At 70.6% G+C, this 16,484-nt stretch carries 12 protein-coding genes; 2 read left to right on the top strand and 10 right to left on the bottom strand.

Annotated elements, in window-relative coordinates; translation table 11 throughout:
* Window positions 1–152: 152 nt before the first annotated feature.
* The 6 genes from WMF31_RS36325 to fadI form a co-directional block, all read right to left on the bottom strand.
* Complete coding sequence (locus WMF31_RS36325) at window positions 153–1,604, bottom strand: cytochrome P450 (protein ID WP_436606339.1); 1,452 nt, start codon at window positions 1,602–1,604, stop codon at window positions 153–155.
* A gap of 72 nt (window positions 1,605–1,676) precedes the next feature.
* Window positions 1,677–2,741: a terpene synthase family protein gene (locus WMF31_RS36320; protein ID WP_436606338.1), complete on the bottom strand. Its 1,065-nt coding sequence runs from the start codon at window positions 2,739–2,741 to the stop codon at window positions 1,677–1,679.
* A 53-nt stretch (window positions 2,742–2,794) separates the two neighbouring features.
* Window positions 2,795–3,826 carry a hypothetical protein gene (locus WMF31_RS36315; RefSeq protein WP_436606337.1) on the bottom strand — a complete coding sequence of 344 codons (1,032 nt, stop codon included), beginning with the start codon at window positions 3,824–3,826 and terminating at the stop codon, window positions 2,795–2,797.
* A 522-nt stretch (window positions 3,827–4,348) separates the two neighbouring features.
* Complete coding sequence (locus WMF31_RS36310; RefSeq protein WP_436606336.1) at window positions 4,349–5,314, bottom strand: STAS domain-containing protein; 966 nt, start codon at window positions 5,312–5,314, stop codon at window positions 4,349–4,351.
* Window positions 5,315–6,424: 1,110 nt separating this feature from the next.
* The gene (fadJ, locus tag WMF31_RS36305; RefSeq protein ID WP_436606335.1) at window positions 6,425–8,668 is read right to left on the bottom strand and encodes a fatty acid oxidation complex subunit alpha FadJ; all 2,244 of its coding nucleotides are present in this window, start codon (window positions 8,666–8,668) and stop codon (window positions 6,425–6,427) included.
* Window positions 8,665–9,975, bottom strand: a complete 1,311-nt coding sequence (gene fadI / locus WMF31_RS36300) for an acetyl-CoA C-acyltransferase FadI (protein WP_436606334.1) — start codon at window positions 9,973–9,975, stop codon at window positions 8,665–8,667. Before fadI ends, fadJ begins: the two co-directional genes overlap by 4 nt.
* Window positions 9,976–10,147: 172 nt before the next feature.
* Here fadI and WMF31_RS36295 point away from each other — a divergent pair, with 172 nt between their 5' ends.
* Window positions 10,148–10,387 (top strand): hypothetical protein, encoded by a 240-nt coding sequence (locus tag WMF31_RS36295; protein ID WP_436606333.1) that lies wholly within the window; start codon window positions 10,148–10,150, stop codon window positions 10,385–10,387.
* A gap of 51 nt (window positions 10,388–10,438) precedes the next feature.
* Window positions 10,439–10,645 carry a hypothetical protein gene (locus WMF31_RS36290; RefSeq protein ID WP_436606332.1) on the top strand — a complete coding sequence of 69 codons (207 nt, stop codon included), beginning with the start codon at window positions 10,439–10,441 and terminating at the stop codon, window positions 10,643–10,645.
* A gap of 51 nt (window positions 10,646–10,696) precedes the next feature.
* Here the strand turns inward: WMF31_RS36290 and WMF31_RS36285 are convergent, their stop codons facing one another.
* The 4 genes from WMF31_RS36285 to WMF31_RS36270 all read right to left on the bottom strand — a co-directional run bounded on the left by WMF31_RS36285 (window position 10,697) and on the right by WMF31_RS36270 (window position 16,471).
* Window positions 10,697–12,655 (bottom strand): CBS domain-containing protein, encoded by a 1,959-nt coding sequence (locus WMF31_RS36285; protein WP_436606331.1) that lies wholly within the window; start codon window positions 12,653–12,655, stop codon window positions 10,697–10,699.
* Between the two features lie 74 nt (window positions 12,656–12,729).
* On the bottom strand, window positions 12,730–13,623 hold the full coding sequence (locus WMF31_RS36280) for a hypothetical protein (RefSeq protein ID WP_436606330.1): 894 nt from the start codon (window positions 13,621–13,623) through the stop codon (window positions 12,730–12,732).
* A 157-nt stretch (window positions 13,624–13,780) separates the two neighbouring features.
* Complete coding sequence (locus WMF31_RS36275; protein WP_436606329.1) at window positions 13,781–14,635, bottom strand: hypothetical protein; 855 nt, start codon at window positions 14,633–14,635, stop codon at window positions 13,781–13,783.
* A 75-nt stretch (window positions 14,636–14,710) separates the two neighbouring features.
* Window positions 14,711–16,471 carry a hypothetical protein gene (locus WMF31_RS36270; RefSeq protein ID WP_436606328.1) on the bottom strand — a complete coding sequence of 587 codons (1,761 nt, stop codon included), beginning with the start codon at window positions 16,469–16,471 and terminating at the stop codon, window positions 14,711–14,713.
* Between the last annotated feature and the right edge of the window lie 13 nt (window positions 16,472–16,484).

The following is a 16,484-nucleotide window of genomic DNA, read 5'->3' as shown; positions in this document are numbered from 1 at the left end:
TCTTTCGTCCTCCATCTCGCGTCTTCCATCCCTGGAGCGCGTGGCCAGATCCACCCGCTCCTCCAGGGGACGCCTGGCCTCTCTCCCCGAGGCGTGTCCTCGGTGAGCACGCCGTGACCCGTGGAGCTCTCGGGACGGGCTGAGGAGATGGATCAGACTCCCGGCCGCGCCCCCTCTCGGCCCGGGCCGCGCCGCTTCACCCGGAACGACATCTCTTTCTTCATACGCAGCGTCATCGACAGGGAAGGCACGGCAGGGCGGTCCGGCTGGGCGGCGGCGAGCGTGTAGCGCTGGACGAGGCGCGCCAGGACGAGCTGCCCTTCCACCAGCGCGAAATCTCTGCCGATGCACTGGCGCTGGCCGGTCCCGAACGGAATCCAGGCCAGCTTGTGACGCGACGCCGTGCGCTCCGGCGTGAAGCGCCCCGGATCGAAGCGCTCGGGATCTTCCCAGAACTCCGGATGACGATGGATGGCGTACGTCGCGGCGAGGACGAAGGTGCCCGCCGGGATATGAAACCCGTCGATCTCGTCATCGACGAGGGCGACCCGCGCCAGCCACCAGATCGGCGGGTACATGCGCAACGCCTCCTGGAATACCATGCGGGTATAGTGCAGCTGGTAGAGGTGGGAGGCGTTCGGCCGGCTCCCGCCGATCACGGCGTCGACCTCGGCGCGTAGCTCCGCGAGCGCGGCGGGCTCGCGCAACAGGAGCTGCAGGCTCCACGAGAGAGCGAGCGCGCTCGACTCGTAACCAGCCAAGAGCAAGGTCAAGGCCTCGTCGCGGAGCTGGCCAGCGGTCATCCGCTGGCCGGTCTCGGGATCGACCGTGCCGATCAGGCTCGCGAGCAGGCTCTTGCTCGCTCCGGCGGGCTGGGGGTGTCGCTGGCCGCGCTCGATGATCTTGAACAGCACCGCATCCATGTCGCGGAGCGCGCGCTGGTAGCGACGCCCCCCGGGGACAGGAACCCAGGCAGGCAGCCCCTGCGCGATGATGCCGCGGAAGACGTGGCCGAACGCGAACGTCCCGCTGGCGGCGATGACCTCGACCTCCTCGCGGCAGATGTCGCCTCCGAACAGCGCCCTCACGATCATCTTCATCACGACCGGGCTGAAGGCGCGCATCGCGCTGAGCGGCGATCCCGCCTCCGCGGCGGCGTCCCAGACCGCGAGCTCTTCATCGATGGCATCGACCATGAGGGAGACGAGCTCGTCGATCTGCTCCCGGTGAAAGTGCCGCTGCATCATGCGGCGCTGGCGTAGCCAGTAGTCCCCTTCGCTCACGCCGAGGCCGTTGCCCAGCAGGGTCCTGACCGAGTCCCACAGGGCGCCGCCTTTCCCGTACTTGGCGCTGGAGTCCCGGAAGACATGCTGGACATGCCTCGGGTGATTCACGACGGTCACGCTCACGGGACCGAGCCGCATCCTGTACACATCCCCGTATCGCGCGCGGGCCCTCAGAAAGAGCTCGGCTTGCTGGCTGAGCAGCGCCGGGAGCGACCCGAGCAGCGGGAGCCCGCCCCCCACGAGGGGCGGCGTGCGCGGGAGACCGGGCGCTTGGCTGGCCGAAGATGACGCGGAATCGAGCACGGTGTTCAACTCCACCTTCCCCTCCTCCTCTTCACTTGCCCTCTCCCTCGCCGGGGTCCTGACGGCGGCGGAGGGCGGACGTGCGTGTCACATCGAGAAATATCTCTCGTCGTAGTACCGGCGGGTGATCATGCACCAATCGAAGACGCCGCGGATGAGCGAGTACCCCGTGCGGACGTACCGCGTGATCGCCTCCGCCTTCCCCTCGTAACCGTCGATGAGCGCGGGCAGATCCCTCTCCATCTGGACCATCGACTTCACCATGTCATCGGCGAGCTTGCCCGCCAGATCGCAGGCGCTCTGCAGCCCGATGCCGTGCTCGCGCCGAAGGAGCCCGATCAGGTTGGCCTCGCCGCTCCTCATGTCCTTGTAGAGGCCGAGGAGCTCGTTGTGGATCACGATGACGAGGGCCACGAGATCGGTGATGCACTTGATGTATTGCTCCTCCAGCACCTCCTGCATGCTCAGCCCGTGCTCGCGCTCCAGGAAGATCGCCGCGAGCGGCATGAAGTAGCTGCTGCCGGTGTTGTCCCGCCTCCGCATCAGGTGGGTCGTGGGCGACAGGACGGCGCTCTGGTCCTTCAGCGTCTGGGCTTTCAGCGCCCCGAGGTGGAACCGCAGCGCCGCGGTGAACGCCTTGAAGACCGGCGGCGAGGCGAACGCCTCGAGCTCCTCGAACCACCGGCGCCATGCCCTCACGATGTGATCGTCCTGCGCCGTCGGCGGGTCTCCGCTGGCGATCTGCCCGACCCTCCTGATGTAGGCGAGCTTCTTCGATGGGTCGGCGTTCACGTCGTCGACGACGTCGTCGATCGCGAAGAACAAGGCCAGCGATATCGCCCCATACAGGACGAGCTCCCTGGGGTGGTCCGGATAGATCAGCGCAGAGCAGTCGTCCAGCTTCATGCGCATCAGGACGTCATGGCCGCGCGTCCCTGGCTCGACGAGCCTCGCGCTCACGACCCAGTCGATGTACGGAGACCGTATCTGCTCCAGATGCTCGCTGACCCTGTGCTCCACCGGCAGCAGGAGGTCCGGGATCCTGACCCTCTCGAACCCCGGAAAGTCGAGATCGATGCCCCTCAGGCGCTCGCCGAAGCCCTCGACCCTCCCCGACCTCTGGATCGCCCCGAAGCCCACTCGCTCGTTCATCTCGCTCTCCCCTTCACGACGCTCCGTCGAGCCCGCCGGCCGCGTGACCCTGTTCACTGGTCGTCCAGCGCTCTCAGCGCAAAGGCGGTGACCAGCGCCTCCGAGCCGACGTAGACGTCGGAGCGGCCCAGCTTGTACATGGGTGAGGCCGGCCATGAGCCGTCGGCGTTTTGTGCCGCTCGCAGCGCCTCTCGCTCGGACGTGTCGTCGATGCGCAGGCGGTTGGCCGCGATGACCCTGTACGCGAGCTCCAGGGGGACATCGCTGCTCCCGATGCGCGCCCTCAGCACGTCCTCGATGAGGTGCGCATACCTCTGCCTGAACGTCTCGAACTCCAGCAACCTCGACGCCCAGTAGAGGAGCCCGTCCGGCGTCAGGTAGTAGTAGTAGGCGCTCGGACGCGCGGCGTTCTCCGGGCTCAGAGAGCCGATCAGGTACTCCTCCGTGGGCCGCGCCTCGCCCTCCCTCCCCAAGAGGTAGGCCAGGTACAGCGCGTTGGCGCAGGGGACCGGGTCGATCCTGTAGCGCCCCTCCCGCTCGCCCCTCGGGGGCAAGTAGACGTGAATGACCCCGGTGTCGTTCACGTTCTGCAGCACCTTCGAGGCTGCCGAGTGCGCGACGTCCATGGGAACGACGCCGAGCTTGATCAGGACCGACAGCGCGAGCCCCGTGACGTCCACGTCGCGCGGGAGCAGGCTCGTGTCCATGAAGTACGAGAAGACGCCGTGCTCGTGGTACTCGCCGAGGTACTCCGTGATCCGGCTCTTTATCCTCGAGCTCAGCCTGCTGGCCATCAAGAGGTCCAAGATGATCGCGGAGCTGAAGGCCTCCTCCGGCATCTCGGTGCGCGACATGAAATCCGGTGTCCGGCTCAGCGTGGCCTGGTAGCAGCGGTCGATGTCGAAGGCGCGACGGAGGTATCGATAGCCCCTGTCGATGGGGCTTTCGTCGCGTAGGTTCGGCGCGCGCAGCCGCCCCAGTATTCCAGTCTCGCCCTCGCGAAGGCTGAATACGTCATGCTGTGCCGGGGGCTTGCCAGTGTTTGACTGTCCGTTGACGTCATCGACTACGCCATCTCTGAGCATAGAGCATCCTCGCCTGGCGGGCTCTGAAGGTTGCGGATTCGATGCGGTTCGCCCTGGACGATCGTGGGTCCACGGATCAATGTCAATACACATGCAACGACTCGCCCGGGAGTCGACGATGGTGTCACTGTTGTTCACTCTCATGGGAATGCGCGCTCAGGCTCAATTGAGGTCCAGGACGTCATGATGTTCTGAACTCAATGGTGTCCTGGTCTGGACGATCGATGCGCTCCTGGAGCACCGAACACGTTGAAAGTTCTCAGGAATCGCCTGATGAGAGAGGATCGCAAGGGCGTGAGGAGCGCGGGGGAGAGGGGAACAGACCTCTCTCCCCTGCGCCCCTTGCGGTCTCTCTCCCGCGCTTTTCCCGCGACCGTACGCTCTCGGCTCGCTCCGCGACGGCTCTGGCGGGGGGTACAAGCTGTTGAATCTGGACGAGTTTCAGCCTGCTCTGCGTCCTGGGCGCGCGTCGCCCTCCCGGCGCGGCACGCGGAGCTGAACTGGCGTGGCGCGGCGGCGGCGTCAGCGCCGGGCGGCGGCCTCGGGCCGCGACGCCATGACCCGGGTCATGTCGAACTCCGTCTGGATCAGGCGCAGGCAGGTCTGCAGGCCGTGCCTGAGGTTGCGGAGCGTGAGCATGGGGCCGAGATCCACGCGCAGCGCGGTGAGCGTCTGCGCCACGGCAGGCTGGACCCCGGTCAACATGCACCGGGCGCCGAGCAGCTCCACGGCGCTCACCAGCTTGAGGAGCTGGTCTGCCGTCGAGGAGTCCACGATCTCGACGCCCGTCACGTCGACGATGACGAAGCGACACTGCTTCCGCGCGATCTCGTCGAGCAGCTGCTCCGTCATCTCGCCGCTGCGCCGGGAATCGAGGATGCCGATGATGGGCAGGACGAGGACCTCATCCCAGATCTCGAGGATCGGCGTCGAGAGCTGCTGCACGGTGAGCCGTAGGCGCTCGAGCGTGTCGTTTCTCTCCTTCTCACGGGCGAGCTGCTGCTCTAATTCCTTCTCCCACCGCTTGCGATCGCTGACATCACGGAACACGCCCACGGCGCCGAAGAACGTGCCGTCGTCGGAGATGACCGGGCGCGCGCTCGCGACCAGCCAGCCGCCCGTCGGGTTGTTGCCGTGCCGGAAGAACATCTCCTGCGCGACGACGACCTCGCCCTGGAGGGCGCGCGCGACAGGCAGCTCGTGCGGCGGAAACGGCGTCTGCTCATCGGCGCGATAGAGCCCGTATCGCTGGCTCCACTCGTCAGGTGAGGCGTCGGCGATCGTGAGCTTGAGGAGCGCCTCGGCCGCCGGGTTGGAATAGATGATCTTCCCGTGCCGATCGCTGACCACCACGCCGTCGACGATGTTGTCCAGGATCGTCTGCTGCGCCCGCATCCGGCTCTCCAGCGCCTTGAGCGTACCGCCACGCCCCGCCGGCGAGGCGCGCCCGCCCCCGCCAGCGCTGCGGCGGCCTGTCTTCGCCTTCACGCTGACGTGCTCCTGCTTCTTGCCCTGATCCGACGGGAGGGAAGGTTTTGTGGAGCGAGTTTTTCCTTCGTTTCGACGGGCCGGTTTCATCTCAACTTCTCCTGCTGGCTGCGGCACGAAGCATCGGGCGATTGCCCGGGGCGGCGCTGTCTACCGGGGTGATGCAATCCAGATGCATGACGACCAAGAGCGCTGTCCTCCCTGGCCATGTCCGCAGTTCTCGTGACTTTGTATTTCAGGGCCTTCCAATGCTACGCCCGTGCTGCCTATCGGTGAATGGGTGAATGACGTTAAACCAGCGACGGAAAATGAGCAATGGTTCATCTTACAAAGTTCATGTGTGGAACTCGGCTCCGCCGGCGGCTTCATGACCACATCTCGATCTCGGTGGGAACCTCGTTCGAGGTGTCGTGACGGGCGTCGCCGGGAGGCGCAGCCCGTCGAGCGAGGCGCGGTGGTGCGGGGTCCTCACCCCGCGTGTGAGCCTTGGCGCCGAGCTCGCGCGTCACGGCGAACATGGTTACGAGGCCCGGCGACCCGTCGATGCGTCACCTGTCGGACCCCGGGGTCGCTGCGCCGACACCGGCGTCCTGCGCCGCCCCGCTGGCCGCACTCTGCACGAACGGCGAGGCGCTCGACTCCCGGTCGAGGTGAAGTGCCGGTTGGCGGCGACGCGCGAGCTTGTCGCCCTCTCCCCACGTGAAGGAGCCCGCCGGCTCGCCGCCTGACGTGCGGTCGTGAGCCTCACGGCGTTCAACGAGCATGTTGCGGCAGATCACGGGCTCGATCCCGACGGCGTTGAACGGCGCGCCGCTCGGCGGAGGCCTGGTGTTCGCCGTGGGGTTGAGCACGCACCGCTTCGCCTCCACGTCGCCGAGGGACAGGCGGAGCGCACCGGCCGCGACGGTCTGCGCGGGGCGAGGCGCGAGGGGGGAGCGCCGTCCACCGTCGAAGCGGGCAGCGGCGAGGCCACCTCTGCGCCGAGTCTCCGTGTCCTGTCCAGCGACGGAGGGGATTCAGCCCGGAGCAGGGGCCCGCTTCAGCGCGGTCCCCGTCGAGCGACGGACCTGAGCGACTGCCTCCCGGCGTCGCCGCCGGGGCCAGGGCCCGTCAGGCGTGGAACGGCTTGCCCGTCCTCGCCGCCTCGACCAGCGCCGGCGCGGGCGTCCAGCGCTTGCCGAAGCGCCGCTCGTACACCTCGATGCGCCGGAGCACGTCCGCCGCGCCGAGCGTGTCGACGTAGCGGAACGGCCCGCCCCGGAACGGCGGGAACCCGAGCCCGAAGATCGCGCCGATGTCGCCGTCGCGCGGGCTCCGCAGGATGCCCTCGCCCAGGCAGTGGAGCGCCTCGTTCACGAGCTGGAGCGAGCACCGCATCTGGATCTCCTCCACCGGCACCGGCGGCTTGTCCTTCGCGCTCGGCACCGGCAGCCCGAGCACCGCGTAGACGCTCTCGTCGGCGTGCTTGCCCTTGCCCTTCTTCTTCGCCGCCGCGCCGTACAGGTACATGCCCCGCTCGTTCTTGCGGCCCTTGCGGCCGTCCGCGACCAGCTTGGCCATCGTGGGCGGCGGGGCCATGCGGTCGCCGAACGCCTCGAGCATGATCGGGCCCACGTGCGCGGCCACGTCGATGCCCACCTCGTCGAGCAGGGCGAGCGGGCCGACAGGCCAGCCCCACGCGACGAGCGCCCGGTCGATCTGCTCGACGGCCACCCCCTCGGCGAGCAGCCAGCTCGCCTCGTTCATGTACGGCCCGAGGACGCGGCTCGTGTAGAAGCCCACGCCGTCGTTCACGACGATCACCGTCTTGCCCTGCCGCTTGCCGACCGCCACCGCGGTCGCGACCACCTCGGGCGACGTCTTCTCCGTCCGGATGACCTCGAGCAGCGGCATCTTGTGCACCGGGCTGAAGTAGTGCATCCCGACGACGTTCTCCGGCCGCCGCGACGCGGCCGCGATCCGGGCGATCGGGATCGAGGACGTGTTCGACGCGAAGATCACGCCCTGCTTGCCGTTCGCCTCGACGTCGCGCACGACCTCGTGCTTCACCGCGAGGTCCTCGAACACGGCCTCGATCACGAGGTCGGCGCCCTTCAGGCCGGAGCCGTCGGTGGTCGCCGTGAGCAGCGCGAGCTTCTGATCGCGCTCGATCGGGGTGAGCTGCTTCTTCTTCACCCGCTCTCCCAGGATGTCGGCCACGTACCGGAGCCCGCGGCCGAGGGACGCGTCGTCGCGGTCCCGGAGGCGCACCGGGATGCCCGCGTTCAGGCTGACGTAGGCGATGCCGGCGCCCATCAGGCCGGCGCCGATCATCGCGATCTTCTCGACCTTCCTCGGCTGCACGGCGGGGTCGTCCACGCCGGTGTCCTTCTTCATCGCGGTCGTCGCGAAGAAGATCTCCATCAGCCGGTGCGCCGTGCTCGAGACGACCAGCTCGCCGAAGGCGCGCGCCTCGACCTCCCTCGACGCCTCGAAGCCCTTCTCGGCGTAGGTCCTCAGCACGTCGAGGATCCGCTCGGGCGCCGGGTAGTGCCCGCCGGTCTTCTCCCGGGTCTGCTTCGCCGCCTGCTTGAACAGGAGGGCCCGGCCGACCGGGGTCCGCTCGAGCGCCGCGCTGGCGAGCGCGGAGGTGTCGAGCCGCGGCGCCTTCTTCTTGCCGCCCGCGGCGCGGCCGGGCCCGAGGGGCGGGCCGGCGTCGACGAGCGCGAGCGAGCGCGCGAGCGCGGCGGCCGTCTCGACGAGGATGGGGGCGGGCACCACGTCGTCGGCGACGCCGAGCTTCCGCGCCTTCGAGGGGCGCATGTTCTTGCCGGTGAGGCCGTGATCGAGCGCCGCCTTGAGCCCGGCGCGCTCGGCCAGCCGCTGCAGGCCGTTCAGGCCCGGGAGCAGGCCGAGCTGCACCTCGGGCAGGCCGAGCACCGTCTTCCTGTCGTCGCTGAGCACCCGGCCGTGGCAGGCGAGCGCCACCTCGAACCCGCCGCCGAGCGCGGCGCCGTGGATCGCGGCCACGATCGGCTTGGGCGAGCCCACGATCCGCTGCACGGCCGCGTGGCCGGCCCGGCACATCGCCTCGGCCTGGGCCGCGGTCGTGACGCTCTTCAGCATGTCGATGTCGGCGCCCGCGATCCACGTGTCGGCCTTGCCGGACACGAGGATGGCCGCCTTGATGGCCGGATTCGCCGCGATCTCGTCCAGGATCCGCGCGATGTCGCCGGCGAACGAGGGCTTGAGCGTGTTCACCGCCTCGCCCGGGACGTCGTACGTCACGACGGCCACGCCGTCGGGGCGCACCGAGAGGGAGAGCGGGCCCGCCTGCGCGGGGGCCTGGGTCACGGGATCGAGCGTCGTCGTCATGCTGCCTCCAGGACCACGGCGGCGCCGAGCCCGCCCGCCGCGCACACGGTGAGGAGCGCGTGCTTTCCGCCGCGCTTCTTGAGCTCGCGGAGCGTGGAGAGCACCATGCGCCCTCCCGTGGCCGCGAAGGGGTGGCCGAGCGCGATCGAGCCGCCGTTCACGTTGAGCCGGTCGGGGTCGATCTCGCCGACCGCGGTGGACCGGCCGAGCTTCTCCCTGGCGAACGCCGGCGAGGCGAGCGCCTTCAGGTTGGACGCGACCTGGGCGGCGAAGGCCTCGTGCATGTCGACGAGATCCATGTCGCGCAGCGAGAGGCCGGCGCGCTCGAGCGCCCGCGGCGCGGCGAGCACCGGGGCCATGAGGAGCTGCCAGCCCGGGTCGACCGCCGCGTAGGACCACGATTTCACGTACCCGAGCGGCTGGTGGCCGAGCGCCTTGGCCCTGGACTCGCGCATCAAAAGGAGCGCGCTCGCGCCGTCGGTGAGCGGCGACGCGTTGCCCGCGGTGATGGTGCCGTGGCGCCGGTCGAAGACCGGCGGCAGCCTGGCGTAGGCCTCCAGGGTCGAGTCGTCGCGGACCACGTTGTCGCGCTCGACCGGCGCGTCGTAGGGCGGGGGGATCACGTGCATGACCTCGGCCGCGTACGTGCCGTCGCGCCAGGCGCGCGCGGCGTTCGTGTGCGACCGGTGGGCGATCGCGTCCTGCTCCTCGCGCGAGATGCCGTTCTCCTTCGCCATCTTCTCGGCCGCCTCGCCCATCTGCTCGCCCGTGGTCGGCTCGCGGGAGAAGCCGGGGACCGGCGGCACGACGTCCTTCAGCGAGAGGCGCGAGAGGATCCCCAGCCGCGCGCCGAGCGTCTTCGCCTTCTGGAGGTCGGTCAGCGCGGCGGCGAGCTTCCGGGAAACGCCGAGCGGGACGTCGCTCATGCTGTCGGCGCCGCCGACGAGGGCGACGTCGTGCTGGCCAGCGAGCATCGCCTCGGCGGCGCTCGTCATGGCCTGGAGCGACGTCGCGCAGGCGCGCGAGACGCTGAAGGCGTCGATGTCCTTGGGCAGGCCGGCGCGCAGCACGACCTCGCGCGCGATGTTGAGCCAGTCGAGCGTCGGCACCACCTGGCCGTAGACGACCAGCGTGATGTCGCGCGGGCGCACCTCGCTCCTTTGGATGAGCTCCTTGACCACCGTGGTGGCGAGATCGACCGTGCGCAGCGCCCTCTGCGCGGTCCCCGCCTTGGTGAACGGCGTGCGCAGCCCGGCGACGACCGCCACCCGGTCCTTGTTGCCCTTCCCATGCTTGCCTGAAGCCATGTCGACTCCTCCGCCGCCGGAGCCCCGCGCGGGCCCGCCCCGCGCGCTCCGCGCAGCCCCCCCGGATCCGGCACGCCAGAGCACGCCGGCTGGGTGGGGCTCTCTTAGGTGGGCTGACGCGACGTGTCAACCGTGCTCGGGCCGGGGTGCGCGCCGGTGGAGGGCGCCCTCCATGAAGCAGGGGAGGAAGAAGCTGGACCACGCGACCGCTGTCGCGAATTTGGCCCATAGCGATCACCTCGATAACGTGACCGGTCATGCGGAGACCAATTCAATTCATCGCATTGCTGTGCGGCGCCTCGGCGCTCATGGGGTGCGCGACGTGGGCTACGAGCTCTGCACCGGCAGGGCCGGGCTATGTGTATGTGACCGGGCACAAGAACAACATGCCTGCCATCTGGATGTGCCCTGATCAGCCGGGGAAGGCGGAGTGCACCCAGGTCGAGATCACGGAGGAGAGCGAATGAAACGTACTTGGATTCTCGGGCTCGTGCTCGCGAGCCTCGGCGCCGTGGGCTGCCAGGGGAGCTACACGAGCATCCGGCAGATCGACGGGACGCGGTACCATATCACGCGTTCGAAGCAGGGCTTCTTCAACACGTATGGCACCGTGCTCGACTGTCAGGCCCGCGGCGACGAGATGACCTGCACCGAGATCAGCGATCTGTGAGCGCCGCGCGGGGCCGTCGCCCCGCGCCCCTCGCCAGCGGCCGTCGGCCGCTCACCCCTCGCGCAGGAACGCCTCGAGCAGGCTCGCGGAGACGTCGATGAGGTCGTGCTCCGTCACGATGCCGACGAGCCGGCCGCCCGCGACCACCGGCAGGCAGCCGACGCGCTGCTCGCGCATGATCCGCATCGCCTCGAGCGTGGGCGTCTCCGGCGTGACCGTCACGGGATCGGGCCGCATGATGGACGCGACCGCGGGCGGCGCGCCCGCGGGCGCGGCCCCGCCCGGCGCCGCCGCGGTGCCGCGCGCGAGCAGCCGGAGCAGCGCGCGGTGCGAGACGACGCCGACCAGGCGGCCCTGCTCGTCCTCGACCGGCACGTGGCGCACGTGGCGCCAGTCCATGACGCTCGCGGCGAGGTCGACGATGTCGGTGGGCCGCACCGTGAACAGATCGGTCGACATGAACTGCCCCACCGTCCGGTAGCTGTCGCGCAGGCTCTCCCGGTCGGGCTCCAGCGCGGCGGGCTCCCACGTGTGCACCGGGCGCCCGGCCCCGGCGCCCCGGGCCTCTTCCCGCTGGCGCGCGAGCATCGCGGCGCACAGCGCGCGGTGGTGCATCTCCGGGGTGCCCTGCCCGGCCATGGCCGAGAGCGAGCCGAGCGCCCACTGGGCGCCGGTCTGCCCGCGGCGCACCCGCTCCTCCACCACGCCGAGGTAGCGATCGATGTCCGCGGCGTCGATGCCCGCGGCCGACAGGCCCTCGCGAGCGGCCGGGAGGAGGCGCGAGAGGATGAGCTCCGCGGCGGGGTAGCTCCGCCCGCCGAGCCACGTGAGCTGCGCCTTGAGCCCGTGGCGCGCCGCCGCGAAGAAGTTCGCCTTGGCGTCCTCGAACGGCATCTCGAGGTCGATGCGCGGGTGCTCGCCCGAGAGGCCCGCGACCAGGCCGAAGAAGAAGGCGGCGTTGGCGACCTCGTCGAGGATCGTGGGCCCCGCCGGCAGCGCGCGGCTCTCGATGCGCAGGTGCGCGACCCCGCCGGCCACGCCGTAGCAGGGGCGGTTCCAGCGGTAGACGGTGCCGTTGTGGACGCGCAGGGCCTTGAGGTCCGGCACCTCGCCGCGCGCGAGCACGGCGGCGGGGGGCTCGCCGGTCTCGGCGGTGATGAGCACGCGGAACCGCGCGATGTCCTCGCGGAACAGGTCGAGCGCGCCGCCCTGCACCCAGCCGTCGCCGAAGTGCACGCGGGGCCTGTGCTGCCGCGCCTCGCGGGCGGCCGGGCGGGTGTCCACCGAGCTCTCGAACAGGGCGATCCGCGTCTCGTGCCAGAGCTTGTTCCCGAGCAGGAGCGGCGAGTTGACCGCGGCGGCGAGGACGGGCGCCGTCACCGCCTGCGCGAGGTTGTAGAGCGGCGCGAACTCCCGAGGGCCGACCTGGAGGTGGACCTGGAAGCTCGTGTTGCACGACTCGAGCAGGATGTTGCCGTGCGTCATCTCGAGCTCGTCGATCCCGTGGATGGACACGCGGAAATCGCCCTGGCGGAGCGCGAGGAGCGCGCGGTTGAGCGCGTGGTAGCGGGGCTTCGGCGTGAGGTTCTCCAGGCCGAGATCGCCGGCGCGCAGGGTGGGGAGGATGCCCGTGAGCAGCACCTCGGCGCCGAGGGCGCGCGCCGCCTCGGCGGCCCGGCCGACCACCTCGAAGAGCTCGGCCTCCAGCCGCCTGAGGCAGTCGCCGCCGAACGGCAGCGGGCAGAGGTTCGCCTCCAGGTTGAAGCGCGCGAGCTCGGTCGTGAGCCGCCCGTCGGCGGCCCGCTCGAGCACCTCCAGGGCGAGCGGCGCGGGCCGGAGCGCGCGGTCGACCAGGAACATCTCCTGCTCCGCGCCGATCCGGCGCACGCCCGACTCGATGCGGTCTTCCTGGAGGAGGCGCTCGAGCGCCGCCACATCGTCGAGCAGCGCTCGCATGAAGGCCTGATGCTGCTCCTCGTTCACCTGCTCGGAGACGTGCTGCTCGCCCATCGCTCCCCTCCGGACCTCCCCGCCCGCGTCGGTCCCGGTCCACCAGAGCCTACGATGCGCGGCGGCGCAGATCCTCAGAACCTGTGGCCGATCGCGAGCCTGAGCGTCGTGACCTTGTCGTCCGCGAGGCCGAACCCGAGCGGCGCGTCGAGCGCCACGAGCAGCCCCGCCCGCCCGTGGAAGGCGGATTTGGCCGGCTCGTAGCTGACGAACGGCTCCAGCGCGAGCTGCGCCATGTCGTCGCGCGTGAGCGTCAGCGCCGCCTGGAGGCGGAGCCCGCCGCCGAGCGCGCCCTTGCCGCGCAGCTCGAGCTCGCTGCCCTGCTCCACGAGCAGCTCGGCCCCGCCCCCGGCCGTGGGGAGGGCGAGCGTCACCGCGGTGTCGGCGCGGTAGAACAGCCGCGCGCCGACCTTCGCCTCGACGCCGCCGCGGACCCTCAGCGGAAAGTGCTCGGGGATGAGCCGGTGGAGGTCGAAGAAGGCGCGCGCCGGGGTCGTCGCCTGCAGCGCGGCGCGCGCGTTCTCGTCGGGATCGTCGAGGACCGGGATCGAGAACGCGCCCCCGAAGAACACGGCGAAGCGGCGGTAGAACGTGCGGGCGTAGTGGGCGCCGAGCGTGGGGTTGCCGAAGAGGAAGCTGCTCGCGCTGCTGCTCTCGTCGACGCCGAGCCGCTCCGACCGGTACGAGGCCGAGAGGCTACCGTAGGCGAGCGGGAGCTCGGCGTCGAGGTAGAGCCGGTCGCGCCACCGGAGCTGGCCGACGAGGGCGAAGCTCAGGCCGAAGGTGCTCACCTCGGAGGTGACGTCGTCCTCGGTCCAGTCCGCCGACTTGCTCAGCACGTCGAGCTCGAGCCCGACGCGGTGGCCCTGGGTGCGGATCCATCGGTTCTTGTCCGCCAGCGCGGGAGAAGGCGCCGCGAGCCAGAGGCCAAGGAGTACGGCGGCGGAGAGCAGCGGTTTCGCGTTCAACAGGCCCAGGATTGCTACCTAACATGGTCAGGCGCGGCTTTGGTCCGCGAATGAAGGCCAGAGGCGGCGTCACGGCCAGTTGTCGGCCGCGACTCGGGGCGATGTCACGGCGCGCCGCCAGGCTGTGATGCCTGCGGAAAGCTCACACGATGGGCGCCTAGGACCGGCGCGAGGCAGCCCGCGCTGCGGGGGCGGACGCCGCCTGCCTCTCGGCCCCGGAGTCCGGCGCCGCCTCGTCGTCCTCGTCGTCGCCCTCTTCCGTGTCGTCGTCTTCGTCGTCGTCCTCGTCGCCTTCGTCGTCGCCCTCGTCCTCGTCGACGAAGAGCAGGGGCGGAGCGTCCTCCCCGCCGCGCTCCGCGAAGATCGCGTCGGCGATCGCCACGAGATCCTGCAGGCGCTCCGCGTCGACCGGGCCGTAGGCCACGAGCGCCATGACGCGGTCCCGCACGAAGAGCCACGCGTCGGGGAAGTCGCGCAGCGCGTCGCGGACCGGCCTCGAGAGCCACCGGCCGATGGCCTTCGCGTTCGGCCCGTCGACCAGGAACTGCGCCGTGAAGTCCGGGTCCTTCTTGAACTGCACGCCGTTGTTCGGGACGGGCTGGCCGTCGAGGATCGGCAGCGGGCACACCGTGACCTCGGGCCCGGCCTCGGGCAGCTTCACGAGGACGACCTGGTACTCGCTGCCGTTCTTCGCGTCCGGCCCGACGATCGCGACGTAGGCGAGCTTCGGGACGAGCTCGTAACGGGCGATGACCTCGCCGCCGCCGGTCTCCGCGAGCATCTGCCGGAGGCTGGACGGCAGCCCGCGCACCGGACGCGGGCCGGTGTCCTCGGCGGTGGCCTTCCGGCTGCCGCGGCGCCCCTCGGACGGGCGCGGGGCCGTCCCGGGGAGCATCAGCGCGCGCCAGCGCGCGATCTCTCTGTCCCGCCGCGCCTCGTGCCGCGTGCGCAGGCCAGTCAGGAACCAGACGACGAGCACCGCGAGGGGACCTGCGTACCAGAGCCAGAGCATGGGGCGGCGATGCTAGCAAAACTCGCGGCGGTGGGGGCGCGCGGCGGCCCCTTCGCGCGCCTCGAGCGGGGCGGGCTACTGCGCCTTGCCCGGCGCGGGCTGCGGAGGCGCCGCCGCGGGCGATGGCGGCGCGCCCGGCGCGGCCGCCGCGCGCCCCTCTGCCGCCGCGTCCTTGCGCTCGAAGATGCACCAGTAGCCGCCCTTGCTGTGCCGGACCTTCCCGGCGACGTGGTAGACGCCGCGGAAGCGCCGGTCCCTGCGGAGCTTCTCCTGGGACGGGAACGGCAGCTTGTCGCACGAGTCGGCGCTGCCGATGAACACGAAATAGCGCGGGGATTTGTCGAACACGCGCTTGACGTAGCCGGGCCCCGTCTTGCGCGTGTAGCCGCCCGGGAGCTTCGAGATGACCGGGTCGACGAGCCCGAGCAGATCGAGCACCGGGTAGTCGGTCGCGTACCCGATGTACCCGATGTCGCCGACCCCGATCTCGCCGGGCTGGCCGTGCGCCAGGAACCACGCGGCCGTGCCGCCGGCGGCGCTGTCCCAGAACCGCTTGTCGTCGTGGAGGATGTGGCGCTGCGCGCGATCGATCCGCTGCGCCCGGAAGGCGCCCATCGCCGCGAGGCAGCCCACGGCGAGCAGCCCGGCGCCCGCGGCGAGGGCGATCGCGCCCCGCGCGCGCACCTCCGCGGCGCGGGCCGCCAGCGTGGTGAGCAGCGGCTCGAGCAGCGCCCGCGCGCCGAGGCCCGCGAGGAGGAAGCAGAACGGCTCGAACGGGCTCATGAACCGGTAGAACGGCATCCAGTCGCCGCCCACGAGCAGCACGTAGCCGGTCACCGCGAGCGCGAGCGCCGCGACGCACAGCGCGTCGCGGTGCCGCCAGACGATCGCGACGCACAGGCCGAAGAGCGCGAGCAGCAGCGCCGGCCACGTGTGCTCCGCGTACTCCAGGAGATAGCGCTTCCCGCCGGCGAGCTGATCCGACAGGCTCCCGGTCTTGGCGCTCAGCGTGTTCGGCAGCCACGTGCCGTAGTAGCTGCGCCGCCACAGCATGTGGCACGCGATGGGCGCGGCGAAGACCACGCCGCGGAGCAGGTTCTGCCGCCCGAAGAAGCGCAGGCCGAGGAACAGCATCGGGATGCCGATGAACATCGGCGCCTCGGGGCGGGTCAGGCCGGCGAGCCCGAAGGCGAGGCCCGAGTAGGGGAAGCCGGTCCCCCGGTCGCGCTCCCGGAACATCATCTCTGTCCCGGCGAGGACGAGCAGGATGAAGAGCGGCGTCTCCAGGCCGAAGACGGCGTAGCCGCTCTGCACGATGGAGCTCGCGAACAGCCACGTGGCGACGCACGGGATCACGCCGAGCGGGCGCAGCCGGTTCGACAGGACGTAGAGCGCGCCGAGCGAGCCGCAGGCGGCGAGCCCGCCGAGGACCTTGGCCACGGCGTCGGGGTCGAGGCCGAGCTTGATGCCGCCCGCGAGCAGCACGGTCCAGAGGAAGTTCGTGTACCCCTCGATGCGCTCGCCGGCGTTGTAAACGAGCCCCATGCCGCGGGCGAAATTGCGCGCATAGCGGTAGGAGATGTACGCGTCGTCGATCGTGAACGACCGCACCCGCGCCATGTTCACGATGAGGAGGATGGCCGGCAGCACGAGGCCGAACGCGAGGTGCAGCGGGCGGGAGAGCGGCGCGCCGCGCAGCCAGTCGCGCAGGCTCCGGGCTGGAGGCGCCGCTTCCTCGGCGGCGCCCGCCGCCTCCTCGCCCTCGTCGAAGGCCTCCTCTCCCGGAGGAGCGACCCCGGCGCGCCCGCGCTCTTCGTTCAGTTCCAGGGAAGCCATGTGATGCGTATCC

Origin of the sequence: Sorangium sp. So ce1036 (assembly GCF_051369805.1) — a bacterium.
GTDB classification, from domain to species: domain Bacteria; phylum Myxococcota_A; class Polyangia; order Polyangiales; family Polyangiaceae; genus Sorangium; species Sorangium cellulosum_F.
This window is presented reverse-complemented; position numbering and strand designations above follow the sequence as displayed.

Coding starts and splice junctions, on each gene's coding strand:
- WMF31_RS36270 (WP_436606328.1), bottom strand. CDS start 16,471: ATGGCTTCCCTGGAACTGAACGAAGAGCGCGGGCGCGCCGGGGTCGCT.
- fadJ (WP_436606335.1), bottom strand. CDS start 8,668: ATGACGACGACGCTCGATCCCGTGACCCAGGCCCCCGCGCAGGCGGGC.
- WMF31_RS36285 (WP_436606331.1), bottom strand. CDS start 12,655: ATGGGCGAGCAGCACGTCTCCGAGCAGGTGAACGAGGAGCAGCATCAG.
- WMF31_RS36315 (WP_436606337.1), bottom strand. CDS start 3,826: ATGCTCAGAGATGGCGTAGTCGATGACGTCAACGGACAGTCAAACACT.
- fadI (WP_436606334.1), bottom strand. CDS start 9,975: ATGGCTTCAGGCAAGCATGGGAAGGGCAACAAGGACCGGGTGGCGGTC.
- WMF31_RS36290 (WP_436606332.1), top strand. CDS start 10,439: ATGAAACGTACTTGGATTCTCGGGCTCGTGCTCGCGAGCCTCGGCGCC.
- WMF31_RS36320 (WP_436606338.1), bottom strand. CDS start 2,741: ATGAACGAGCGAGTGGGCTTCGGGGCGATCCAGAGGTCGGGGAGGGTC.
- WMF31_RS36295 (WP_436606333.1), top strand. CDS start 10,148: ATGAAGCAGGGGAGGAAGAAGCTGGACCACGCGACCGCTGTCGCGAAT.
- WMF31_RS36275 (WP_436606329.1), bottom strand. CDS start 14,635: ATGCTCTGGCTCTGGTACGCAGGTCCCCTCGCGGTGCTCGTCGTCTGG.